At 73.6% G+C, this 21,844-nt stretch carries 19 protein-coding genes; 11 read left to right on the top strand and 8 right to left on the bottom strand.

Annotated elements, in window-relative coordinates:
* Positions 1 to 45 precede the first annotated feature (45 nt).
* Positions 46 to 645: a hypothetical protein gene (locus BFV98_RS08705; RefSeq protein ID WP_013285442.1), complete on the bottom strand. Its 600-nt coding sequence runs from the start codon at positions 643 to 645 to the stop codon at positions 46 to 48.
* Between the two features lie 118 nt (positions 646 to 763).
* Here BFV98_RS08705 and BFV98_RS08700 point away from each other — a divergent pair, with 118 nt between their 5' ends.
* Positions 764 to 2,128 carry a serine/threonine-protein kinase gene (locus BFV98_RS08700; RefSeq protein ID WP_071095779.1) on the top strand — a complete coding sequence of 455 codons (1,365 nt, stop codon included), beginning with the start codon at positions 764 to 766 and terminating at the stop codon, positions 2,126 to 2,128.
* Positions 2,129 to 2,137: 9 nt separating this feature from the next.
* Here BFV98_RS08700 and BFV98_RS08695 read toward each other — a convergent pair whose 3' ends face one another.
* The 4 genes from BFV98_RS08695 to BFV98_RS08680 all read right to left on the bottom strand — a co-directional run bounded on the left by BFV98_RS08695 (position 2,138) and on the right by BFV98_RS08680 (position 4,667).
* A complete protein-coding gene (locus BFV98_RS08695) occupies positions 2,138 to 2,707 on the bottom strand; it encodes a hypothetical protein (RefSeq protein WP_071095777.1) in 570 nt (189 codons plus the stop codon).
* The gene (locus tag BFV98_RS08690) at positions 2,700 to 3,239 is read right to left on the bottom strand and encodes an RNA polymerase sigma factor (RefSeq protein WP_013285445.1); all 540 of its coding nucleotides are present in this window, start codon (positions 3,237 to 3,239) and stop codon (positions 2,700 to 2,702) included. Before BFV98_RS08690 ends, BFV98_RS08695 begins: the two co-directional genes overlap by 8 nt.
* A 145-nt stretch (positions 3,240 to 3,384) precedes the next feature.
* A complete protein-coding gene (locus tag BFV98_RS08685) occupies positions 3,385 to 4,329 on the bottom strand; it encodes a permease prefix domain 1-containing protein (RefSeq protein ID WP_013285446.1) in 945 nt (314 codons plus the stop codon).
* A complete protein-coding gene (locus BFV98_RS08680) occupies positions 4,326 to 4,667 on the bottom strand; it encodes a PadR family transcriptional regulator (protein ID WP_013285447.1) in 342 nt (113 codons plus the stop codon). Before BFV98_RS08680 ends, BFV98_RS08685 begins: the two co-directional genes overlap by 4 nt.
* A 184-nt stretch (positions 4,668 to 4,851) precedes the next feature.
* On the opposite strand from BFV98_RS08680, the gene dnaE reads away from it, so the two are divergent.
* Positions 4,852 to 8,385, top strand: coding sequence for a DNA polymerase III subunit alpha (gene dnaE / locus BFV98_RS08675; RefSeq protein WP_013285448.1), 3,534 nt, complete (start codon positions 4,852 to 4,854; stop codon positions 8,383 to 8,385).
* Between the two features lie 30 nt (positions 8,386 to 8,415).
* Here dnaE and BFV98_RS33065 read toward each other — a convergent pair whose 3' ends face one another.
* Positions 8,416 to 9,357, bottom strand: coding sequence for an N-acetylmuramoyl-L-alanine amidase (locus BFV98_RS33065; RefSeq protein WP_369830078.1), 942 nt, complete (start codon positions 9,355 to 9,357; stop codon positions 8,416 to 8,418).
* 877 nt (positions 9,358 to 10,234) lie between these two features.
* Between BFV98_RS33065 and BFV98_RS08665 the strand changes: the two genes are divergently transcribed.
* Together BFV98_RS08665 and BFV98_RS08660 are read left to right on the top strand one after the other, a co-directional pair.
* A complete protein-coding gene (locus BFV98_RS08665) occupies positions 10,235 to 11,155 on the top strand; it encodes a hypothetical protein (protein WP_255368078.1) in 921 nt (306 codons plus the stop codon).
* 373 nt (positions 11,156 to 11,528) lie between these two features.
* The gene (locus tag BFV98_RS08660; protein WP_030270997.1) at positions 11,529 to 12,566 is read left to right on the top strand and encodes an aminotransferase class V-fold PLP-dependent enzyme; all 1,038 of its coding nucleotides are present in this window, start codon (positions 11,529 to 11,531) and stop codon (positions 12,564 to 12,566) included.
* Positions 12,567 to 12,570: 4 nt separating this feature from the next.
* Here BFV98_RS08660 and BFV98_RS08655 read toward each other — a convergent pair whose 3' ends face one another.
* The gene (locus BFV98_RS08655; protein WP_071095773.1) at positions 12,571 to 13,743 is read right to left on the bottom strand and encodes an acyl-CoA dehydrogenase family protein; all 1,173 of its coding nucleotides are present in this window, start codon (positions 13,741 to 13,743) and stop codon (positions 12,571 to 12,573) included.
* An 87-nt stretch (positions 13,744 to 13,830) separates the two neighbouring features.
* Here BFV98_RS08655 and BFV98_RS08650 point away from each other — a divergent pair, with 87 nt between their 5' ends.
* The 4 genes from BFV98_RS08650 to BFV98_RS08635 all read left to right on the top strand — a co-directional run bounded on the left by BFV98_RS08650 (position 13,831) and on the right by BFV98_RS08635 (position 17,777).
* Complete coding sequence (locus BFV98_RS08650; protein ID WP_013285453.1) at positions 13,831 to 14,484, top strand: TetR/AcrR family transcriptional regulator; 654 nt, start codon at positions 13,831 to 13,833, stop codon at positions 14,482 to 14,484.
* 45 nt (positions 14,485 to 14,529) lie between these two features.
* Complete coding sequence (locus BFV98_RS08645) at positions 14,530 to 15,972, top strand: aldehyde dehydrogenase family protein (protein WP_071095771.1); 1,443 nt, start codon at positions 14,530 to 14,532, stop codon at positions 15,970 to 15,972.
* Positions 15,969 to 17,045, top strand: coding sequence for a zinc-binding dehydrogenase (locus BFV98_RS08640; RefSeq protein WP_225319659.1), 1,077 nt, complete (start codon positions 15,969 to 15,971; stop codon positions 17,043 to 17,045). The genes BFV98_RS08645 and BFV98_RS08640 overlap by 4 nt, the downstream gene beginning before the upstream one ends.
* Positions 17,046 to 17,135: 90 nt before the next feature.
* Positions 17,136 to 17,777: a transcriptional regulator gene (locus tag BFV98_RS08635; RefSeq protein WP_232236670.1), complete on the top strand. Its 642-nt coding sequence runs from the start codon at positions 17,136 to 17,138 to the stop codon at positions 17,775 to 17,777.
* A gap of 58 nt (positions 17,778 to 17,835) precedes the next feature.
* On the opposite strand, the gene BFV98_RS08630 is transcribed toward BFV98_RS08635, so the two are convergent.
* On the bottom strand, positions 17,836 to 18,393 hold the full coding sequence (locus tag BFV98_RS08630; RefSeq protein ID WP_071095765.1) for a TetR/AcrR family transcriptional regulator: 558 nt from the start codon (positions 18,391 to 18,393) through the stop codon (positions 17,836 to 17,838).
* Positions 18,394 to 18,447: 54 nt separating this feature from the next.
* On the opposite strand from BFV98_RS08630, the gene BFV98_RS08625 reads away from it, so the two are divergent.
* The 3 genes from BFV98_RS08625 to BFV98_RS08615 all read left to right on the top strand — a co-directional run bounded on the left by BFV98_RS08625 (position 18,448) and on the right by BFV98_RS08615 (position 21,814).
* Positions 18,448 to 19,509: an FAD-dependent monooxygenase gene (locus BFV98_RS08625; RefSeq protein WP_071095763.1), complete on the top strand. Its 1,062-nt coding sequence runs from the start codon at positions 18,448 to 18,450 to the stop codon at positions 19,507 to 19,509.
* Positions 19,510 to 19,628: 119 nt separating this feature from the next.
* Positions 19,629 to 21,194: an MFS transporter gene (locus BFV98_RS08620; protein WP_013474869.1), complete on the top strand. Its 1,566-nt coding sequence runs from the start codon at positions 19,629 to 19,631 to the stop codon at positions 21,192 to 21,194.
* Positions 21,195 to 21,205: 11 nt separating this feature from the next.
* Positions 21,206 to 21,814 (top strand): TetR/AcrR family transcriptional regulator, encoded by a 609-nt coding sequence (locus BFV98_RS08615; protein ID WP_013474870.1) that lies wholly within the window; start codon positions 21,206 to 21,208, stop codon positions 21,812 to 21,814.
* The last annotated feature ends 30 nt before the right edge of the window (positions 21,815 to 21,844 follow it).

The following is a 21,844-nucleotide window of genomic DNA, read 5'->3' as shown; positions in this document are numbered from 1 at the left end:
CCCGGCGCGCCGGCCGGGCCCGCGTCCGGCGGGCCCCGGCGTCGCTCAGCAGCAGCCCTGCCGGAACGACCGCTCGACGTACGACGCCACACCGGCCTCGTAGAAGCCGGCACCGGGCCGGATCGGGTGGTCGCTGAACAGCTCGACCCGCGACCCGAACCGGACCAGGTACGCCTCGGCGTCACCCGCGTCGTTGCGGATCATGCCGCCGCGCGGTCCGTAGATGCGCTCCAACTCGGCGAAGGACATCCCGACCGACCCGCCGGCCGGGGAGCGCGGCGGGGCGGTGGCCGTGCCCACTGACACGAGCCGGCCGTCCCGGAAGGCCAGCAGGATCGCCCCGGCCCAGGAGCCGGTGGCACCGGCGTGCACCACTCCGGGGCAGCCGGGCGCCGTCCAGTCGATCAGTCCGGCCGCGACGAGCCGGTCCAGCCGGGCTCCGATGCGGTACGGGCCGGCGCCACGGACGCTGAGCACCTCGTTCTCCGCGACGGTCGGCCGGACGCGGGCCGGCGTGCCGTCGCCGCGGGCGGCGGTCGCCGAGTGCGCGGGAGCGGCGGAGGCGGCCGGTGCGCCGACGGCGACCGGCGCGATCCCGGTCAGCGCCAGCAAGCCGGCGAGGATGGTGGACGGGAGACGGTTCATGGCGGATCTCCTTCGGTCGGGTTCTCCTGTCCTGTTGGTCTCCGCCCGGACCGGTTCGGTTCGGTCCATCGTCTACCGTCGACGTGATGGTCCGGGTGGCGGTCCCGGAGGTGGTGCGATGATCACGCCGGCGCGGATCGGGGCGTACCGGGTGGAGCGTCTGCTCGGGACGGGGTCCTTCGCCACGGTCTGGCTCGCGTACGACCCGGCGCTCGCGGACCGGGTGGCGGTCAAGGTTCTGGCCGAGAACTGGAGCCACGACCTGCGGGTGCGGGAACGGTTCCTCGACGAGGCGCGGTTGCTGCGGAAGCTGGACCACCACCGCCTGGTCCGGGTGCACGCCGTGGGGGAGTTGCCCGACGGCCGCCCGTACGCCGTGCTGGCCTGGGCGGACGGCGGCAGCCTGCGGGACCGCCTGGCCCGCGGCCCGCTGCCGGTGGGGCGGGCCCTGACGGTCCTCGACGAGATCGCGGCCGGCGTTGCGGTGCTGCACCGGCACCGGGTGGTGCACCGTGACCTGACGCCGAGCAACGTCCTGTTCCACTCGGCGCCCGGCGGCGACCGGGTGCTGATCGCCGATCTCGGGCTGGCCAAGGCGCTCGCCTCCGCCTCCGGGCTGACCGCCCGGGCCGGCACGCCCGGCTACATGGCGCCGGAGCAGGACGATCCACTCGCCGTGGTCGACACCCGCGCCGACGTGTTCGGGCTGGGCCGCCTCGGACTGCGGCTGCTCGGCCGGGATCGGGCACCGGGCGGTGCGGCCGACGGCCGGGCGGCCGGCTCGCGGCTGCGGGCCGGGGTGCCCGCCGCCGTGGACACGGTGCTGCGCACCGCGACCGCCGTGCGCCCGGCCGACCGCTACCCGGACGCGGACGCGTTCCGGCAGGCGCTGCGGCGCGCGGTGACGGGTGGGCCCGCTGCCGTGCGGGCGGGGTGGGCACCGCACCCGGGCCGGCTCGTCGCCGGGGTCGCGGTGGCGCTCGCCGTCGCCGGCACGTGCGCGGCGGACGCGGTCCACCCCGCCTCGGCGGGTGCGGTGGGCCGCAGCGGGCCGCTGACAGTGGTTCTGCCGGCCGGCTGGCGGGCCGAGGGGACCGGCTGGGCGGGACGGTACGGCGACGACGGTGACCTCGAACCGGCGCTGGTGATCTCCCCGGACCCCGGGAACTGGGCGGCCGACCCCACGCTGCCCGGCGCCTTCGTCGGCCTCGCCAGCGGCGAGGCGCGTCGTGCCGGCCCGGCGGCCTTCCTCGCCGGACGGGCCCACGCGGACTGTGCCGCGGCCCCGCCGCGCCGCAGCCGGCAGGGTGGCGTCGAGTGGACGGTGGTCACGTACACCTGCCCCACCGGCCGCCCGATGATCGTCGAGGCGGCCGGGCCGGCCACCGGCCGCGCCGGTCTGCTCTACGTCCAGCTCGTGCCGCCGCCGGACGCGGGCGCGGACTTCGCCGACCGCGTGCTCGCCGGAGTTCGGACCGGGTAGGTGACGGGCTCAGACCACCACCACCGTGATCGGGTACGTGCGGCCGTCCTGCGGGATGGTGACCACCACCGTGCCGGTGCGCACGAACCGGATGTCCACCACACCGGCCTCGTAGCTGTGCGAGACCAGGTCCTCCCGGTCCACGGTGACCTCACCCGGCCCGATCCCCCGGATGCGCAGGATCCCGCCGGCGGCGAAGCAGAGGGACTTCAGCAGCGCCAGCTCGGTCTCGGCGAGCACCAGGTCGTAGCGGACCGGCCCGAAGCACGCGGCCGGCGCCGTGGTGCGTATCGACGGGGTGGGCCGGGTGGTCCGGGGCGTGACCGGCGGCCGTGACCGCGTACGCGTGCTCGTCGGCGTGGCCCCCGACGGCTCCGGGACCGGCGTGCCCGTGCCCAGCGGCGCCGGGGTGGGGCCGGGTGAGGTCGCGGCGGTGGGCGGCGCGGCGGCGACGGCGCTGGTCACCGCCGGCTGTACCGGCAGCGGCGAGACCGGGCGGTCGGCGCAGGCGGGCGTCCCGGCGAGGGCGACGAGTGCGACGACCGCGACGCCGCGCCGACGGCGGGCCGGGTCACGCATCGGACAGCCGCGCCCGGAGCTGCCGGCGGGCCTCGTGGATGCGGGACTTCACGGTCCCCTCCGGCACGTCGAGCAGGCCGGCGATCTCCCGGTAGCTCAGTCCAAGCACATCGCGCAGGGTCACCGCCTCGGCGAGGTCCGGCGGGACCGCGTCGAGGGCGTCGAGCAGGTCGAGCCGGGTGCCGGCGACCACGCTGGTCCGGCGCGGGTCGGGCCGGTCCGGCAGCGGGACGCCGCCGGCCTCCCGCCGCCACCGTCGCCGCAACGTCCGGTAGGTGGAGCGGGCCCGGTTGGCGGTGATCCGGTACAGCCAGGTGTCGAACGACGAGCGGCCCTCGAACCCGGTGATCCCGTGGGCGAGCGCGAGCAGAGCGTCCTGGCAGGCCTCCTCGGCGTCCTGCCGGTGGGGCAGCAGCCGGGCGCACTGCCGCAGCACCTCCGGCCGTACGGTGGCCAGCAGGGCGTCGAGGGCCTCGCGGTCGCCGCGTGCCGCCGACCGGGCCAGCTCGTCCGTGCCGTCGGGGAGGGGCATCAGGGGCGTCCCAGTGCTCGCCGGTGGTCCGGACCCCAGGCTATGCCCCGGGAGGCCGTGCCGCCCCGGCTGAGTCGGGCAGCCGACGGCGTCCCGCCCCGGCGCCGACGGCACCGGGGCGGGACGGGGAGCGCGGCGCCGGGCGTCAGCGCGCGGCGCGGGCGGCCTTGACCGCGCTGTCGACCACGTCCCAGATCGCGACCAGCACGACCACCGCGCCCGCCACCCGGGCGAACTCGACGGTCCCGCCGTCGCGCAGCCAGGCGAACCGCTCGACCAGTTCCGGGTTGAGCAGCCGGTCGGTGGCGAGCAGCCAGAGCACCGGGGCGGCGAAGGCCGCGTTGAGCACCGCGTTGACCACGACCAGCGGCCAGGTCCACCGCCCGGCCCGGTACTTGGCGATCTCCAGGCCGACGGTGGCCAGCAGCACCACGATCAGGGCCGGCAGCCAGAAGCCCCAGAGCGCCGGGTCGAGCACCGCCATCCGGGAACCGTCGTCGGTGGTCCAGCGCTGGAAGTGCTGACCGATCAGGAAGCCGACGGTGACGAGCAGGAACACCACCGAGGCGATGCTGTCGGAGTGGCTGATCTGCCGTTCCCGGCTCTCCTCGGGGAGCTGGTCGACGGTCCACTCGGGCAGGCCGAGCGGCGTGCGGGTGCGCTCCAGCACGGCGAACACCAGCGTGACCCAGAACGCGATCTGGACCGCGGTCTGCATCGCGGCCACGATCGCCGCGCCGATCGCCGCGCCCGGCTCGCCGTCGATGAGCGCCTTGGCGAGGCCGGCGAGCACGCCCACGATCGCCGGGATGTACGTGAGCAGCAGCCGCAGCAGCCGCCACCAGGTCAGGTAGTACCGCGGGCCGATCAGTTGCAGGGTGCGGTCGCTGTAGCGGGCCGCGAGCTTCTCCGGGTGGCCCAGCTCGGTGAGCACCTCGCGCTCGGCGGAGGCGTGGTCCTGCCCGCCAGAGGTCCGGTCGTCGATCATGTCGGCGATGGAGCCGCGCAGTTCCTCGGCCAGTTCCAGGCGGCGCTGCGCGGGCACGGTCCGCATGGTGGCGGCGACGTAACGGTCGGTCAGGGAACTCATCGTTCCGCTCCTTCGATCAGGTCGGTGACGGACGTCCGCACCGCGGTCATGTCGTCGAGCAGGCGGTTCAGGACGGCCTCGCCGTCGTCGCTGGTCCGGTAGAACTTGCGCGGCCGGCTCTCCTCGGTGTTCCACTCGCTGGTCAGCAGGCCCTGGTCCTCGAGCCGGCGCAGCAGCGGGTAGAGCGTGTTGGCGTCGACCGCGAAGCCGTGCGCGGCCAGCCGTTGCAGCAGGGCGTATCCGTAGTCGGGGCGGTGCAGGGCGACCAGGCTGGCCACCACGACCGTGCCGCGCCGTAGCTCCTGGAGGTGGGTCCGGAGGACCTCTTCGCTGACCATGTGCAACACGATACTGTGTGCCACACACCATTGCAACAGAGAAGAACATCGCGTGCCGTACACCGGTCGGCCGGAGAGACCCGGGCCACCCTCGGCGCGGACGGTGGAGCCCGCACGATCACCTCGGTAGGGTGGGTCGGTCGACTCCGACGCAGCTTGATCCACAACCCGGGGGGCGCCACGCATGGGCGATTCGTTCGCGCATCTGCACGTACACACCGAGTACTCGATGCTCGACGGGGCGGCCCGGCTCAAGGACCTCTTCGCCGAGGCGGCGCGGCTCGGCATGCCGGCGGTGGCGATCACCGACCACGGCAACATGCACGGCGCGAACGACTTCTACAAGCAGGCCATGGACGCCGGGGTCAAGCCCATCCTCGGCGTCGAGGCGTACGTCGCGCCGGAGTCGCGCTTCCACAAGGCCCGGGTCAAGTGGGGGCGCCCCGAGCAGAAGAGCGACGACGTCTCCGGTAACGGCGCGATCACCCACATGACCATGTGGGCGGCCAACCGCGACGGCCTGCACAACCTGTTCAAGCTCAACTCCCGCGCCTCCATGGAGGGCCACTACGTGAAGTGGCCCCGGATGGACATGGAGCTGATCGCCGAGCACGCCGAGGGCATCATGGCCACCACCGGCTGCCCGTCCGGCGCGGTGCAGACCCGGCTGCGGCTGGGCCAGTTCGACGAGGCGCTCAAGGTCGCGGCCGCGTACCAGGACATCTTCGGCAAGGACAACTACTTCCTGGAGATCATGGACCACGGCCTCGACATCGAGCGCCGGGTCCGCGACGGGCTCACCGAGATCGCCCGCAAGCTCGACATCCCGCCGGTGGTCACCAACGACTCGCACTACACGCACGAGGCGCAGGCCGAGGCGCACGACGTGCTGCTCTGCGTCCAGACCGGCAGCAACGTGGCCGACCCGAACCGGTTCCGGTTCGAGGGCGGCGGCTACTTCGTCAAGTCCGCCGACCAGATGCGCGCCGTCGACTCCTCCGAGCTGTGGCAGCAGGGCTGCCGCAACACGCTGCTGGTCGCCGAGAAGGTCGACCCGGCCGGCATGTTCACGTTCCACAACCTGATGCCGCGGTTCCCGATCCCCGAGGGCGAGACCGAGGAATCCTGGTTCCGCAAGGAGACCTTCGCCGGCCTGGCGCGCCGCTTCCCCGGCGGCATCCCCGAGGGCCACGTCGTCCAGGCCGAGTACGAGCTGGGCGTCATCATCCAGATGGGCTTCCCGTCGTACTTCCTCGTGGTCGCCGACTTCATCCAGTGGGCCAAGAGCCAGGGCATCGCGGTCGGCCCGGGGCGCGGCTCGGCGGCCGGCTCGCTCGTGGCGTACGCGCTGGGCATCACCGACCTCGACCCGATCCCGCACGGCCTGATCTTCGAGCGGTTCCTCAACCCCGAACGCGTCTCCATGCCCGATGTCGACATCGACTTCGACGAGCGCCGGCGCGGTGAGGTCATCAAATACGTGACCGACAAGTGGGGCGAGGACAAGGTCGCGCAGATCGCCACGTTTGGCACGATCAAGGCGAAGGCCGCGATCAAGGACTCGGCCCGCGTGCTCGGCTTCCCGTACGCGGTCGGCGACCGGATCACCAAGGCCATGCCCCCGGCGGTGATGGGCAAGGACATCCCGCTGTCCGGCATCTTCGACCCGAAGCACCCGCGCTACGCCGAGGCGGGCGAGATCCGGGGCCTCTACGAGTCCGACCCGGACGTCAAGAAGGTCATCGAGACCGCCAAGGGCATCGAGGGCCTGATCCGGCAGACCGGTGTGCACGCCGCCGGCGTCATCATGTCCGCCGAACCGATCATCGAGCACATCCCGCTGATGCGGCGCGACTCCGACGGCGTCATCATCACGCAGTTCGACTACCCGACCTGCGAGTCGCTCGGGCTGCTGAAGATGGACTTCCTCGGCCTGCGGAATCTGACGATCATCGACGACGCGGTGAAGAACATCCAGCTCAACCACGGCCGGGAGCTGGACCTGCTCGGCCTGCCGCTTGACGACAGGCAGGCGTACGAGCTGCTGGCCCGCGGTGACACGCTCGGCGTGTTCCAGCTCGACGGCGGGCCGATGCGCTCGCTGCTGCGGCTGATGAAGCCGGACAACTTCGAGGACATCTCCGCCGTCCTGGCGCTCTACCGGCCCGGCCCGATGGGCGTGGACTCGCACACCAACTACGCGCTGCGCAAGAACGGGCTCCAGGAGATCACCCCGATCCACCCGGAGCTGGAGGAGCCGCTGCGCGAGATCCTCGCGCCCACGTACGGCCTGATCGTCTACCAGGAGCAGGTGCAGCGCGCCGCGCAGATCCTCGCCGGCTACACGCTCGGCCAGGCCGACCTGCTGCGCCGGGCGATGGGCAAGAAGAAGAAGGAGATCCTCGACAAGGAGTTCATCCCGTTCCGGGACGGCTGCCGCGAGCGCGGCTACTCCGACGAGGCCATCCAGGCCGTGTGGGACGTGCTGGTCCCGTTCGCCGGTTACGCGTTCAACAAGGCCCACTCCGCCGCGTACGGCCTGGTCTCCTACTGGACCGCGTACCTCAAGGCGCACTACCCGGCCGAGTACATGGCCGCGCTGCTCACCTCCGTCGGTGACGACAAGGACAAGATGGCCCTGTACCTGTCCGAGTGCCGCCGGATGCGCATCCAGGTGCTCCCGCCGGACGTGAACACCTCGGCCGGGCCGTTCACTCCGGTCGGCAAGGAGATCCGCTTCGGTCTCGGCGCGGTACGCAACGTCGGTGCGAACGTGGTCGCCTCGATCATGCGGTGCCGCGAGGAGAAGGGCGACTACACCGACTTCTACGACTTCCTGTCCAAGGTCGACGCCGTCGTCTGCAACAAGAAGACCATCGAATCGCTGATCAAGGCCGGGGCGTTCGACTCGCTCCAGCATCCGCGCAAGGGCCTGCTGGCCGTGCACGCCGACGCCATCGACGCGTACGCCGACGTCAAGCGCAAGGAGGCGGTCGGCCAGTACGACCTGTTCGGCGCCGGATTCGGCGAGGCGGACACCGGTGGCAGCACCACTGTCATGCCGGTCATCGGCGAGGGGGAGTGGGACAAGCGCGACAAGCTCGCGTTCGAGCGCGAGATGCTCGGTCTGTACGTCTCCGACCACCCGCTCTTCGGTCTGGAGCACGTGCTCGGTGCCGCCGCGGACACCACGATCGCCGCGCTGTCGGAGGAGGGCACGGTGCCCGACGGCGCGGTGGTCACGCTGGCCGGCATCCTCTCCGGCGTGCAGCGCCGGGTCACCAAGCAGGGCCGGGCCTGGGCCTCGGCCACCCTCGAAGACCTCGCCGGCGGCGTGGAGACGCTGTTCTTCCCGAACACGTACGAGGTGATCGGGCAGTACATCGCCGAGGACGCGATCGTGGTGGTGAAGGGCCGGGTGGACCGGCGCGACGACACCCCGCGCATCATGGCGATGGACATGTCCATGCCGGACGTCAGCAGCACCCCGGGGAGCAAGCCGATCACGCTCACCATCCCGGTGCACCGCTGCACGCCGCCGCTCGTGGAACGGCTCAAGGAGACGCTCGTGCTGCACCCCGGCGACACCGAGGTGCACGTCAAGCTGCTCAACGGCGGCAAGGTCACCACGCTGCGCCTCGGCCCGTTCCGGGTCGCGCCGACCACAGCGCTGATGGGTGACCTGAAGAGCGTCCTCGGCCCGGCCAACGTGAGCTGACCGGGCCGAGCGCCTCCGGGACGTACCGGGCTAGACGCGGGTGACGCGGATGGCGTCGGCGATCACGTACCCGGTGCTGCCGGACCATCGGCTGACACCCACCTTGTTGGCGTCCCCGGCGGCCAGGGTGAAGGTGCCCAGCGAACGCCACGCACCGCCGTTGGCTGTCTGGTTCACCGAGACCGTCTGGTTGCCGCTGGTGGTCGCGACGATGTACGGCGTGCTGGTGTTGTAGCCGGCGACGGCCGGATACCAGACCTCCACCCGGTAGGTGGCGGTCGCCGGGATGTTCACCTTGTACCAGGCGGCGTCGCTGGCCGCGACGGGGTTGGCGTACCGGTAGTCGGCGCCGTAGCGCTGCGCCGAGTACGTCGAGGTGCTCCAGTTGGCGCTCGCGGTGAACCGGCCGGCGGTGGTGTTGTCCACGACCGTCGACCAAGTGGTCGGCGGGGGCGTGGTGCCGCCGGTGACGAGCTGCATGTAGTAGGTCCAGTTCCAGTTCGGACCGGGGTCGGTGTGCGTGGCGCCCGGCACCTGGTTGTGCCCGATGATGTTGTTGCGGGTCTTCGGGATGCCGTACTTGTCGCACAGGAACCGGGTCAGCGCCGCCGACGACCGGTACATCGCGTCGGTGTACCAGGAGGCGTTGTCGACGTACCCCTCGTGCTCGATGCCGATCGACTGGGTGTTGTAGGTCCAGTTGCCGGCGTGCCAGGCGATGTCCTTGTCCCGCACCATCTGGGTCACCGCGCCGTCGGAGGAGCGGAGCAGGTAGTGCGCGCTGGTGCCGGCGGCGGCGTTCTGGAACCAGCTGATCGAGCCGGCGTAGCTGCCCTGCATGGTGTGGATGACGATGTAGTTGATCGGGTACGCCGACTCGCGGCTGGAGACCGTGTAGTTCGACGAGTTGGCCGGCACCCAGGCCGCCGGGCCGTAGTCGGTGCTCAGGGTGCCGAAGTCGCCGGTGCCCAGCGGCGCGACGTCGGCGTACCGGCCCCGCTGGGGTGCGACCGGACGGCCGTCCACGCTGACCTCGCCGCCGGCCGTGGTCGCGATGAAGCCCCTGGCGAGCAGGTCGTACACGGAGTCCGCGTACAGCCGGGCGGTGGCCGCGTCCGTCGAGCCCCCGTAGCGGGCGATCGGGCCGTACCACTGGTTGACGTCGTCGCGCTGCGCCGCGGTGAGTCCGGCCTCGTCGGCGTAGGAGCGCAGCACCGCCGCCGCGCCGGCCACGTTCGCCGCGTCCCGGGTACGCAGGTCGGTGCGGTCCAGCCGGGTCCGGCGTGCGGCCTCGTCGAGGGTCCGCACCTTCGGGTTGCTGGTCAGGTGCATCACTCCGTATCCGCCGGAGACGCTGGGCTCGCCGCCGTGGCCGTCCAGGCGGGTCTCGGCGTACCCGAGCGCGGCGAGCAGGTCGCGCGGCACGTCGGAGGCGGTGGCGGCCCGGTCGAAGGCGGCGGCGAGCGGCTGCGCGCCGTGCTGTGGCGCGGCCTGGGCCGGCTGGCCGGTCAGGCCGATCATGAGGATCATGGCGCCGCCGAGCAGGTGGCTCACCCGACGCGAGGGTCTCCGAATCGTCACAGGCACTCCTCGTCCACTACAGGGGGCGACTGGCTCACGTCGCCGGTTCGCCGCACCCTATAGCGTGACGTTCGTCTATGTCGATACCTTGCATCAACGGGCCCTTTGATGAAGACTTCCTTCAGGTGTGCGGCATCTCCGGCAGTCGCGCCGCCCGCCGCGGGCCGCCCGCCGCCGCGCCCCGGCCCGTTCCGGAGGCGGTGTCCACCGTGCTCGGGGATCACCCCTCGGCCCGGTCGGCGTGAGCTGCCCCCGTACCGTCGCGGTGTTGCCCGGCGCGCCACGGCCGGGCACCATCGGGCGGATGCCGCCCGCCGACCTGCTGCGCGTCCGCGACCTGGTGCCCGACTTCCTCGCCTGCGCCGAGGGGCGCCGGTCCGCGTCGCCGGAGCCGTGGAGCGCGCACTATCTGGCCGCGCATCCGGACGTGGTCCGGGTGCTGCGCCGCGACGGCGACTGGTCCGACGCCGCCGGCGTGGCATCCGTCCTGGACGGGCTCCGCGGCCGCGCCGCCGACCTGGCGGCACGAGCCGAGAGGGTACGCGCGCTGCTGCCCGACGGCGTCACGGCGGTGGCCGGTGCGCTGGGCTGGTCCGGCGACGGCGGGCCGGTCGAGTGCGTGGTGCTGGTCGGGCTGAACCAGGCCAACGGCTGGGCCGGAGAGCTGAACGGCAGGTACGCGCTCTTCCTCGCCGTGGAACAGCTCGGGCCGCCGGAGGATCTCGACCTGCTGGTGCGGCACGAGGCCGCGCACGTGGTGCACGACCGCGGCGCCGCGATCCGCGACTGGCCCGAGTGCGGGGTGGCGAACGCGTTGTTCACCGAAGGGCTCGCCACGCAGGTCACGGCGGAACTGGACGCCGGCCGGCCGAACGAGGAGTACCTCTGGTTCGGCCGCCCTGGTCACCGGCGGTGGCTCGACGAGTGCCGCCGCCGGTGGCCGGAGATCCTGCGCCGGGTACGCGCCGACCTCGACGCCACCGACGCGGAGCACCACGCCCCGTACTTCCTGATGCGGGACTCGCCGCTGGCCGGCGGCCTGCCGAAGCGTTGCGGCTACCTGGTCGGCCTGACCGCGGTACGACACCTGCGCCGCCGGCACTCCCTGCGGGACCTGGCCGGGTGGCCCCTGCCCCGCGTCCGCGCAGAGATGGCCGCCGCACTGGCCGACCTCCCTCCACCGACCTGACCCCCACCCCCGCCCCCACCCTCCGCCCTCTCCACCGCGACGATCATGAGGTTGGCGGCGACAATTCGGACAGCCGACACCGCCAACTTCATGATCGTCCGGGCGGGGGTGTGCTGGTGCGTCGCGTCCCCGCCCGCCCTCGCGCCCCTGCTTCTGCCGCGCGATCTTGCAGTCTCGGCCCTGCGGATCGCTGGTTTGCCCCGATTTGCCGGGGCCGAAAGTGCAAGATCGCGGGCGGGCTCGGGCGGGCTCGGGCGGGCTCGGGCGGGGTGGGGCGGGCTCGGGCGGGGTGGGGCGGGCTCGGGCGGGGTGGGGCCACGGGGGTGGGATTGGCGGTGCCGGGGTGGGGGCGGGGGTGGCTAGCGTCGGTGGCATGGAGCTGGAGCAGGCGCAGAAGTTGTGGCAGCCGGAGCCGGGCTGGTTGAACACGGCCACCTACGGACTGCCGCCGGAGCCGGTGTGGGACGCCGTGCAGCGGGTGCTCGCCGACTGGCGGACCGGGCGGGTGTCGTTCGAGGTGTGGGAGGAGTCGGTGGACCGGTCCCGGGCCGCGTTCGCCCGGCTGACCGGTGTGGACGTCGCCGACGTGAGCATCGGCGCCAGCGCGTCACAACTCGTCGCGCCGATCGCGGCCGGGCTGCCGGCGGGCGCGACGGTGGTGGTCCCCGAGACTGAGTTCACCTCGATCCTGTTCCCGTGGCTGGTGCAGCAGGACCGCGGCGTGCGGGTACGCACCGTGCCGCTGGCCGGCCTGGTCGACGCGATCGACGCCGACACCGATCTGGTGGCGTTCAGCGTGGTGCAGTCCGCCGACGGCACAGTGCTCCCGTACGACGAGATCGTCGCGGCGGCCCGGGCGCACGGCGCGTTCGTGGTGGCCGACGCGACGCAGGCGTGCGGGTGGCTGCCGTTCGCGGCGGACCGGGCGGACGCGGTGGTGGTCGGGGCGTACAAGTGGTTGATGTCGCCGCGTGGATCGGCCTTCGCCTACCTGGCCCCGGCGCTGCGCGAGCGGATGCGCCCGGACGCGGCCGGGTGGTACGCGGGCCGCGAGCCGCACGCCTCCTACTACGGGCTGCCGCTGCGCCTGGCCGACGACGCGCGCCGGTTCGACATCGCGCCGCCGTGGCTCAGCTACGCGGGCACCGCCCCGGCGCTGGAACTGCTCGCCGACCTCGACCCGGAGGCGGTGCGCGCGTACGACGTGGGGCTGGCCAACCGGTTCCTGACCGGGCTGGGCCGCCCGCCCGGCGACAGCGCGATCGTCAGCGTGGACGTGCCGGACGCGCAGGAGCGGCTGGCCCGCGCCGGGGTGCGCGCGGCGGTACGGGCGGGCCGGGTGCGCGCCTCGTTCCACCTCTACACGACCGAGGCGGACGTGGACCGGGCGGTCGAGGCGCTGACCGGCTGACTGCTCAGGCCAGGTGGCCGCCGATCTTCGTGTAGCCGCGCAGCAGGTCGCGGGAGATGATCAGCCGCTGCATCTCGTCGGTGCCCTCGAAGATCCGGTACAGCCGGACCTGCCGGTACCAGCGTTCGATCGGCAGCTCACGGGTGTAGCCCATGCCGCCGTGGATCTGGAGCACCCGGTCCACCACCCGGTTGACCATGCCGGCGCCGTAGAGCTTGCCCATGGAGGAGGCGTGCCGGGGGTCGAGGCCCTGGTCGACGGTCCAGGCCGAGCGCAGGATCAGCCAGCGGGCCGCCTCCAGCTCGGTCTCCGAGTCGGCGATCATCCACTGGATGGCCTGGTTGGTGGCGATCGGCGCGCCGAACGTCTCCCGCGTGTTGGCGTGGTCGATGGCCATCTGGAGGGCGCGCTCGGCGATGCCGATGGCGTGTGACGGGATGGTGTAGCGGCCCTTGCCGATCCACTCCATGCCGAGCGTGAAGCCCTGCCCGATCTCGCCGAGGATGTTGCGGTGCGGCACCCGTACGCCGTCGAAGATCAGTGAGGCGGGGCCGCCCTCGCCCATGGTCTGGATGAACTCGGAGCGCCAGCCCATCGCGCGGTCCACCAGGAACGCGGTGGCGCCGCCGCGGCGGGCGCCCTTCTCCGGGTCGGTCACCGCGACCACGATGGCGAAGTCGGCGTCGTTGCCGTTGGTGATGAACGTCTTCTCGCCGTCGAGGATCCAGTCGTCGCCGTCGCGGCGGGCGCGCAGCTTGATGTTCGCCGCGTCGGAGCCCGCGCCGGGCTCGGTGATGGCGAAGCAGGAGATCCGTTCGCCCTCGATGGTGGGGATCAGGAACTCGCGTTTCTGCTCCTCGGTGGCGTGGAACAGGATGTTGTCGGCCTCGCCGCCGAAGCGGAACGGCACGAAGCTGCGGCCCAGTTCGGTCCAGATCAGCGACTGCATGACCGCCGGCAGGTCCATCCCGCCGTACTCCTCCGGCGTGGCCAGCCCCCAGAAGCCGAACTTCTTCGCCTTGAGCTGGAGTTCGCGCAGCTCGGAGCGGTCCAGGCCGGGCTGGTGGGCGCGCTCGCGGCGCAGCACCTCCGCCTCCAGCGGCATCACCTCGCGGGTGACGAACGTGCGAACGGTGTCCCGGATCGCGCGTTCCTCGTCGGACAGTGCGAAGTCCACGGTGCCCCCTCAGGTCGACTGGCTCTAAACTAGCGCTGTAAGTTTTCCCGCGTCCAGACCCGATGTGAAAGGGAGGATGATGACCAGGTGCCCCGACCCCGACAGGCCCTGCTCACCCGCGACCGGATCGTCGAGACCGCGCTGGCGCTGATCGACGCCGACGGGCTGGACGCGCTCTCGACCCGGCGGCTCGCCGCCGCGCTCGGCGTCCGCGGCCCCTCGCTCTACAACCACTTCGCCACCAAGGAGGAGATCCTCGACGCGGTGGCCGACGGCGTCGCGGCGACAGTCGACATCGGCGTCTTCGACGAGTGCGAGTGGCTCGATGCGCTTCGCCGCTGGGCGCGCTCGTACCGGGCCGCGCTGGCCGCCCACCCGAACATCGTGCCGTACCTGGCGCAGGGGCCGGGCCGCCGTCCGGCCGCGCTCGCCATGGCCGACGCGGTCTACGGCGCGCTGGTCCGGGCCGGCTGGCCGCCCGCGCGGGCCACCCACATCGGCGCCGCGATGCGCTACTTCGTGGCCGGGTCCGCGCTCGGCTCGTTCGCCCGCGGCTTCGTCGAGGACCCCTCGCTCTACGCCGCGCACCCGCACCTCAACCAGGCGCACCGGCTCGCCGGACACCAGCGCAGCGTGGACGAGGGCGCGTTCACGCTCGGCCTGGACGCGCTGCTGCACGGGCTCGCCGCCGAGTACGCCGCCACCGTCGCCCCGCTGGAACGGGTCGGCGGTCCGGAGTAGCGTCGAAACTCCCACCGCTAGTTTCCGCCGCCCCCGAAGGACGCCATGGATCTCGCCGCCGCCCCTCCCGCCCTGCTGACGCGCCGCCACCTGCACGTCGCCGGTGACTGGGTCGACCCGTCGTCGGGCGACACCATCCCGGTGGAGAACCCGGCCACCGGGAGCATCGTCGGTGAGGTGCCCGCCGGCACACCGGCCGACGTGGACCGCGCGGTCGCCGCCGCCCGTGCCGCGTTCCCCGGCTGGGCCGCCACCGCCCCCGAGCAGCGGGCCGCGCACCTGGACCGGCTGCACAGCGCGCTCGCCGCCCGCGCCGACGAGATCGCCCGCACCGTGGCGACCGAGCTGGGCACCCCGCTCAAGCTCGCCACCCGGGTCCAGGCCGGCCTGCCGCTGACGGTGCTGCGGAGCATCGTCGACCTGGCCGCCCGCCCGGCGGCCGAGCACACGGTCGGCAACTCGCTCGTCGTCCGGGAGCCGGTCGGCGTGGTCGGCGCGATCACCCCGTGGAACTACCCCCTGCACCAGGTGGTCGCCAAGGTCGCGCCCGCGCTCGCCGCCGGCTGCACAGTGGTGCTCAAGCCCAGCGAGCTGACGCCGCTGACCGCGTACCTGCTGTTCGACGCGATCACCGACGCCGGGCTGCCGCCCGGCGTGGTGAACCTGGTGCCCGGCACCGGCCCGGTGGTCGGCGAGGCGCTCGCCGCGCACTCCGACGTCGACCTGGTCTCGTTCACCGGCTCCACCGCCACCGGCCGGCGCATCGCTCACCTGGCCGCCGAGCGGATCGCCCGGGTGTCGCTGGAACTCGGCGGCAAGTCGGCGAACGTCATCCTGGCCGACGCCGACCTGCCCACCGCGGTCAAGGTCGGCGTCGGCAACGCGCTGCTCAACTCCGGGCAGACCTGCACCGCCTGGACCCGGATGCTCGTACACCGCGACCGCTACGCCGAGGCGCTGGACCTGGTCGCGGCGGCGGTGGCCGGCTACCGGCTCGGCGACCCCTTCGACCCGGCCACCCGGCTCGGCCCGCTCGCCTCCGCCGCGCAGGCCCGGCGGGTACGCGACCACGTCGACCGGGCGCTCGCCGACGGCGCCCGGCTCGTCGCCGGTGGCCCGGACGCGCCACTGCCGCCGCAGGGGCACTTCGTCGCGCCCACCGTCTTCGCCGACGTGCACCCGGACAGCGCGCTCGCCCAGGAGGAGGTGTTCGGCCCGGTGCTCGCGGTGATCCCGTTCGCCGACACCGACGAGGCGGTCGCCGTCGCCAACAACTCCCGGTACGGGCTGGCCGGCGCGGTCTGGTCCGCCGACTCCGACGCGGCGCTGGCAGTGGCCCGGCGGATGCGTACCGGCCAGGTCGACGTCAACGGCGGCGCGTTCAACCCGCTCGCCCCGTTCGGCGGCTACAAGCAGTCCGGCCTCGGCCGTGAGCTGGGCGCGTACGGCGTGGAGGAGTTCACCGAGTTGAAGGCGATCCAGCGGTGAGGGCGCTCGTGGTACGCGGCCGGGGCGCCACACCGGCGGTCGAGGAGGTACGCCTGCCCGCGCCCGGCCCGGGTGAGCTGCGGGTACGCATCCGCGCCGCCGGCATCTGCCACTCCGATCTGGCCATGGTGGACGGCACGCTGGCGCCCGCGTACCCGCTGGTGCTGGGGCACGAGGCGACGGGTGTGGTGGCCGAGGCCGGACCCGGTACGACGCTCGCGGCCGGCACGCCCGTGGTGCTCAACTGGGCGCCGGCCTGCCGCGACTGCTGGCACTGCCGGCACGGCGAACCGTGGCTCTGCGCCGCCAACCCCAACCCGTCCACACCTCGCGGCGAGACGGCCGCCGGTGAGCCCCTTCAGGTCACGCTCGGGCTCGGCGCGCTCGCCGAGGAGGTGGTGGTGCCGCAGCACGCCGCCGTGCCGGTGCCCGCCGGACTGCCGCCGGAGCAGGCCGCGGTGCTCGGCTGCGCGGTGCTCACCGGCGTCGGCGCGGTCCGCAACACCGCACGGGTCGCCCCCGGCGAGTCGGTGGCGGTGATCGGGCTCGGCGGAGTGGGCCTGGCCGTGCTGACCGCCGCGCGGCGGGCCGGCGCGGCGCCGATCCTCGCCGTGGACGTGGTGGAGGCCAAGCGGGACCTCGCGCTCGCCGCCGGGGCGACCGACTTCCTGCGCTCCGACGACCGGCTGGGCAAGGAGATCCGGGCCCGCACCGACGGGCGCGGCGTGGACCACGCGTTCGAGTGCGTCGGCCGGTCCGTCACCATCCGCGCCGCCTGGCGGGCGACGCGGCGCGGGGGAGCGGTCACTGTGGTCGGCATGGGCGGCAAGGACGACATGCTCAGCCTCTCCGCGCTGGACATCTTCCACTCCGCGCGCACGCTGCGCTCCTCGGTGTACGGCTCGACCGACCCGGACCGGGAGGTCCCGGAGCTGGCTGCCGCGCTCGCCGCCGGTGACCTGGACCTGGGGCCGCTGGTGAGCGGCACGGTGCCGCTGACCGAGGCGCCCGCGGCGCTGGAGCGGCTGGCCCGCGGCGAGGGCGCCCGCTGGGTCGTCACGTTCCCGGACTGACCGGGCTCCGGCCGGATTCGCCGCCGGCGCATCCGGATCGGGCCGTGCGGACGAACCCCAGGGTAGGAGAGCTACCCGGGGGTACGTCCGTTGCTGACCGAGAACATGCCGGCCGGGGCCGTCGAGACGGCCCGCAAACGGCTGACCGCCGCCGCCGAGGACCTGGACGACAACCGGGTCGCCGGGCTGGTGCTCGACCTGGCCGCCGAGGCCGGGGTGGTGCCCGCCTGGGAACAGGTCTGCCTGCCGCTGCTCGGCACGCTGCGCGGCGACAGCGCCGCCGAGATCGCCGTCGAGCACGCCCTCTCCGAGGGGGTACGCGTCGGCCTGGACGTGTTCGGCCGTGAGCCGTCCCGGCCGCTTCCCGCCCAGGGCGTGCTGCTCGCAGGCGCCGAGCACGAGACGCACTGCCTCGGGCTGCACGCGCTCGCCGCGGCGCTGCGCGAACGCGGCCGGGGCGCGCTGCACCTCGGCCCGGCGCTGCCGTGGTCCGCGCTGACCAGTGCCGTGGTCCGGGTCCGTCCGCGGGTGGTGGTGGTCTGGTCGCAGACGCCGCTGACCGGCCGCGCGTACCGCCTGGTCCGTCTGCGGCGGGACCTGCCCGGGGTACGCGTGCTCGCTGCCGGTCCGGGGTGGATCGAGCCGTTCCCGCCCTCCTCGGCCGCTCCGCAGCGCCTCACCACGCTCGGCGAGGCGACGCTGGCCTGCCTGGCCGCAGGAGGCGCCACCTGACACCGGCTCCTGACACGGCGGACTGACGCCAGGCGCGAGCAGACCGGCGCGACCAGGATCAGCCGGTGCGGAATCCGCGCACCAGCGTGGCGACGGCCGACTCCGGGTCGAAGCCGTCATCAGGGGAGGCGAGCTGGTTGCTCAGCAGCCCGTCGACGAGTGCCAGCAGCATCCGGAAGTGAGCCGGCGGATCGGCCGAGCCGAGCGTGGCGAGCAGCGGCTCCCCCCAGCCGGCCAGCCGTGCCCGGGCGGCCTCGATGGCCGGGCGCAGATCGGGCCGCACCGCCGCCTCGACGAACAGCGCGTACCGGGCGAGCGTGACCACCCGCTGCCGGTCGGTGAACTCCCGGATCAGCCGGCCGACCACCGCGGCGAACGCGGTGACGTCGCCCGGCGGCAGGTCCGTGGCGAGCCGTTGCCAGGCCGCCGTCTCCACCTCGACCAGCCGGTCGAAGACGCCGGTGATCAGCGCCTCCCGGGTGCGGAACCGGTTGGACGCGGAGCCTTCGGGCAGGCCCGCCTCCGCGTCCACGGCCCGGTGGGTGAGCTGGCGCGGCCCGCCGGTGCCGAGCACCCGGATGGCGGCGTCGAGCAGGAGCTGCCGGCGATCGGTCACCCGGACAGACTACAGGCGTAGTGCACTCGACTACATCTGTAGTACGGTGACGGCATGGGCGGACGCGCGGTCGTGGTCGGGGGCGGGATCGGCGGGCTCGCGGCGGGCATCGGCCTGCGGGCGGTGGGCTGGGAGGTGACGGTCCGGGAGCGGTCGGCCGCGTTGCCGCACACCGGCACCGGGCTGGGCATCTGGCCCGGCGCGATGCGCGCCCTGGACGCCCTCGGCGTCGGCGACGAGGTGCGCCGCCGGGGCAGCCGTCAGGCCGGCGGGTCGATCCGGCGCCCGGACGGCAGCCGGATCGCCACCGTCGACGTCGAGCGGCTGGAACGCCGGCACGGCGAGCCGGTGCACCTGGTCACCCGGCCGGTGCTGCTCGCCGTCCTGGCCGGCGCGCTGCCCGGACCGGCGCTGCGCCTCGGCGCCCCGGTGACCGGCCCGGGGTCACTGCGCGACGCGTACGACCTGGTGGTGGGCGCGGACGGGATCAACAGCGTGGTGCGCGCGCAGATGTACGGGCAGCGGTATCCGCTGCGGTACGCGGGCGCGGTGGCCTGGCGCGGCGTGGTCGACCTGGATCTGGCCGAGGGTGGCGAGACCTGGGGGCGGGGGCGCAAGTTCGGGCTGACCCCGGCCGGGCCGGGCCGCACCAACTGGTACGCCGCGGTGCGCCTGCCCGAGGGGCACCCGGCGCCGCCCGACGACCGCGCCGAGCTGCGCCGCCTCTTCGGTGACTGGCACCCGCCGGTGCCGCGGGTGCTCGACGCGCTCACACCGGACGGGATCCTGCGGCACGAGATCCACGACCTCACGCCGCTGCCGTCGTACGTGGCCGGCCGGACGGCACTGCTCGGCGACGCCGCGCACGCGATGACCCCGGACCTCGGGCAGGGCGCCTGCCAGGCGCTGATCGACGCGGTGGCGCTCGCCGACTGCCTGCGCGACGCCGGGGACGTGCCGGCCGCGCTGCGCGCGTACGACAGGAGGCGCCGGCGTCCGACACAGCGGATCGCGGCCGGGGCGCGGTGGGCGGGGCGGCTGTCCGGCGTGCGGCGGCTGCTGCCGGTGCGGGACGCGCTGCTGCGACTGGCGCTGGCGGCCGGACCGCCCGCGTGACCTGAGACACATTCGATACGAACCCGTTCCGTATCGAAACCCGCTCACCTACGCTCGGCTCCGTTACGAGTCTGACCCGTATCGTATTCCGACGCGGGGAAACCGGGGGGAGCACGGACGTGGAACCACACGAGAACACCGGACACCCGAGGAGGTGGGCGATCCTCGGGGTGCTGGTGATCAGCCTCCTCGTGGTCGTCCTCGACAACACCATCCTCAACGTCGCGCTGCGCACGCTGGCCGACCCGGTGCACGGCCTCGGCGCCACCCAGGGCGAGCTGGAGTGGGCGATCAACTCCTACACGCTCGTCTTCGCCGGGCTGCTGTTCACCTTCGGCGTGCTCGGTGACCGGCTCGGCCGCCGCCGCTTCCTGATCCTCGGGCTGGCGCTCTTCGGCCTGTCCTCGCTGCTGTCCGCGTACGCGCAGGACCCGGCCCAGCTCATCGCGGCCCGCGCGCTGATGGGCGTCGGCGGCGCGGCCATCATGCCGGTGACGCTCTCGATCATCTCCAACGTCTTCGACCCGCGCGAGCGCGCCAAGGCGATCGGCGTCTGGGCCGGCGCGGTCGGCCTCGCGGTGGCGATCGGCCCGGTGCTCGGCGGCGCGCTGCTGGAGCACTTCTGGTGGGGCTCGGTCTTCCTGATCAACGTGCCGGTGGTGGCGCTCGGCGTGGTGCTCGTCGCGGCCCTGGTCCCCGAGTCCCGCGACCCCAAGCCCGGCCGGGTCGACCTGCTCGGCGTGCTGCTCTCGGTGGTCGGCCTGGTCGCCCTCACCTACGGCATCATCGACGGCGGCGAGCACGGCTTCGGCCGCCCGCAGGTCTGGGTCGCGGTGCTCGGCGGCCTCGCGGTGCTCGGCTGGTTCGTCGCCCACGAACTGCGCAGCGACCACCCGTCGCTGGACGTACGGCTGTTCCGGGTGCCCCGCTTCGCCGCGCCGGTGGCCCTGGTCGGGCTGGTCTTCTTCGCCGCCATGGGCGTGATGTTCTTCGGCGCGTTCTACCTCCAGCTCGTCCGCGGCTACAGCCCACTGGAGAGCGGCCTGCTGTTCCTGCCGTTCGCCGCGGCCCAGCTCATCTTCGCGCCGCGCAGCGCGGCGATGGTCCGCCGCTACGGCGGCCGGGCGGTCGCGGCCGTCGGGCTGCTGCTCACCACTGTGGCGCTCGCCGCGTTCGTCTTCATCGACGCGGACACCCCGATCTGGATCTTCTCGGCGCTGGGCTTCCTCCAGGGCGCCGGGATGGCGAACATCATGCCGCCGGCCACCGAGTCGATCATGTCCTCGCTGCCCCGGGAGAAGGCCGGTGTCGGTTCCGCGGTCAGCAACACCGTGCGCCAGGTGGCCGGCGCGCTCGGCGTGGCGGTGCTCGGCTCGGTGCTCTCCGCCGTCTACCGCGACCAGGTCGGCCCGGCGGTGGCCGCCCTGCCCGCCCCGGTACGCGACGCGGCCCGCGAGTCGGTGTCCGGGGCGTACGCGGTCGCCGGCCGGCTCGGCCCCGACGCGCCGCGACTGATCGACGCGGCCAACGACTCGTTCGTCTCGGCCATGCACTGGGCGGCGGGCGCCTCCGCGGTGGTGGCCGCGCTCGGCATCGTGATCGTGCTGCGCTGGATGCCGGGCCGGCCGGTCGTCGCCCCCGACGCGGCGCCGGTCACCGACAGGGAGTTGGCCGGTACCGCGTAGGTTCGTGGACAATGTCTGACATGACTTCCACGGCGGATGCTCCGCGGTCGCCCGGGCGACCGCGGAGCACCCGTGCGGACGAGGCGATCGTCGACGCCACCCTCGACCTGCTGGCCGAGGGCAGCACCATAGAGTCGCTGTCCATCGAGGCGATCGCGGCCCGCGCCGGAGTCGGCAAGGCCACCATCTACCGCCGCTGGCCGGGCAAGGACGCGTTGCTGCTGGACGCGTTGCGCACGCTCAAGGGGCCCGCGCCCCGCACCGCCGGGCGCTCCGTCCGCGACGACCTGGTGCTGCTCGTCGGCGCCGTCGGCCAGCACGCCGACCCCCGGGTCCGCAAGATCATGCCCTGCCTGGTGCCCGAGGTGAACCGCAGCTCGGCCCACCGGCAGGCGTACGAGGCGATCGTCGAGCCCCGGCGCGCGGCGATGCGCGAGGTGCTGCGCCGCGCGATCGACCGGGGCGAACTGCGCGCCGACCTCGACATCGAGGTGACCATGTCGCTGCTCACCGCGCCGATGCTCACCCAGCGGATGCTGCGCTGGCACCCCGAGCGCGACGAGCGGATGCTTCCCGAGCGGATCGTGGACACGGTCCTGGACGGCCTGCGCGTCCGCTGACCCGGGCCGGCCGGTCCGCCCGGCGCGGTC

The sequence above is a fragment of the Micromonospora sp. WMMB235 genome, assembly GCF_001855515.1.
GTDB lineage: Bacteria > Actinomycetota > Actinomycetes > Mycobacteriales > Micromonosporaceae > Micromonospora > Micromonospora aurantiaca.
The sequence above is the reverse complement of the archived record's forward strand: the minus strand, read 5'-3'. Positions and strand labels throughout refer to the sequence as shown.

Bases quoted from the DNA above. Each gene is read 5' to 3' on its own strand.
- dnaE (WP_013285448.1), top strand. From the start codon at position 4,852: ATGGGCGATTCGTTCGCGCATCTGCACGTACACACCGAGTACTCGATG.
- BFV98_RS08690 (WP_013285445.1), bottom strand. From the start codon at position 3,239: ATGCCCCTCCCCGACGGCACGGACGAGCTGGCCCGGTCGGCGGCACGC.
- BFV98_RS08680 (WP_013285447.1), bottom strand. From the start codon at position 4,667: ATGGTCAGCGAAGAGGTCCTCCGGACCCACCTCCAGGAGCTACGGCGC.
- BFV98_RS08695 (WP_071095777.1), bottom strand. From the start codon at position 2,707: ATGCGTGACCCGGCCCGCCGTCGGCGCGGCGTCGCGGTCGTCGCACTC.
- BFV98_RS08625 (WP_071095763.1), top strand. From the start codon at position 18,448: ATGGGCGGACGCGCGGTCGTGGTCGGGGGCGGGATCGGCGGGCTCGCG.
- BFV98_RS08615 (WP_013474870.1), top strand. From the start codon at position 21,206: ATGTCTGACATGACTTCCACGGCGGATGCTCCGCGGTCGCCCGGGCGA.
- BFV98_RS08700 (WP_071095779.1), top strand. From the start codon at position 764: ATGATCACGCCGGCGCGGATCGGGGCGTACCGGGTGGAGCGTCTGCTC.
- BFV98_RS08660 (WP_030270997.1), top strand. From the start codon at position 11,529: ATGGAGCTGGAGCAGGCGCAGAAGTTGTGGCAGCCGGAGCCGGGCTGG.
- BFV98_RS08705 (WP_013285442.1), bottom strand. From the start codon at position 645: ATGAACCGTCTCCCGTCCACCATCCTCGCCGGCTTGCTGGCGCTGACC.
- BFV98_RS08685 (WP_013285446.1), bottom strand. From the start codon at position 4,329: ATGAGTTCCCTGACCGACCGTTACGTCGCCGCCACCATGCGGACCGTG.
- BFV98_RS08645 (WP_071095771.1), top strand. From the start codon at position 14,530: ATGGATCTCGCCGCCGCCCCTCCCGCCCTGCTGACGCGCCGCCACCTG.